Below are 598 nucleotides of genomic sequence, written 5' to 3' on the forward strand. Positions count from 1 at the left end.
ATCAGGAACGTATACAATCACGTACCAAATCTGTGAAAAAGGAGCTAATCCGGTGAACTGTGATACAGCAGAAGCAACAGTGGTAGTAAAAGGAACTTTAGTAGCCAATGACGATAGTTATACCGCTACACCTGGAACAACAGTTGCCACTACAGTGGGTAACGTAACAGCAAATGATAAACTAAACGGAGTAGATGTTACGGCTTTAAACACAACAGTTACAGCCATTACAACAGGACCGTTATCTATTGATGCCAGCGGAGTATTAACTTTAGATTCAAATACAGTATCAGGCACGTATACAATCACGTACCAAATCTGTGAAAAAGGAGCTAATCCGGTGAACTGCGATACGGCAGAAGCAACAGTGGTAGTAAAAGGAACTTTGGTAGCCAATGACGACAGCTATACCGCTACACCTGGAACAACAGTAGCCACTACAGTGGGTAACGTAACAGCAAATGATAAACTAAACGGAGTAGATGTTACGGCTTTAAACACAACAGTTACAGCCATTACAACAGGACCGTTATCCATTGATGCCAGCGGAGTATTGACTTTAGATCCAAACACAGTATCAGGAACGTATACAATCACG

At 42.0% G+C, this 598-nt stretch carries 1 pseudogene; it reads left to right on the forward strand.

Annotated features, from left to right (window positions below):
* Positions 1–598: pseudogene (locus FLACOL7796_RS00005) on the forward strand (hypothetical protein); the annotation flags it as partial.

It is taken from the genome of Flavobacterium bizetiae (assembly GCF_902804475.1).
Taxonomy (GTDB): Bacteria; Bacteroidota; Bacteroidia; order Flavobacteriales; family Flavobacteriaceae; genus Flavobacterium; species Flavobacterium bizetiae.